Source organism: Mediterraneibacter sp. 210702-DFI.5.30 (assembly GCF_020560115.1).
Lineage (GTDB): Bacteria > Bacillota > Clostridia > Lachnospirales > Lachnospiraceae > Mediterraneibacter > Mediterraneibacter faecis.
Genome location: NZ_JAJCME010000299.1, coordinates 1 through 206, shown reverse-complemented (window position 1 = coordinate 206; position 206 = coordinate 1). Strand labels below are relative to the sequence as shown.

Here is a 206-nt window from a genome sequence, read left to right as displayed (position 1 = left end):
GATCGACGTTGCTTTCCTGGGGGTACCAAACTCAGATGCGCTGGGTAACGCTAATGGGATGAATGGTGATGCCGTCTTTGGCTCATTGGGCTATGCTTTGATGGATGCTCAATATGCTGACAAGGTCGTCTTGCTGACTGACAACATTGTCGACTACCCTAACACGCCAGCTTCAATCAAGCAGACGCAGGTTGACTACGTTATTA

The 206-nt window shown here is 49.0% G+C and carries 1 protein-coding gene; it reads left to right on the top strand.

Annotated elements, in window-relative coordinates:
• On the top strand, nucleotides 1–206 hold a 206-nt coding region (locus LI126_RS15625), incomplete at both ends, for a citrate lyase subunit alpha (RefSeq protein ID WP_305067627.1).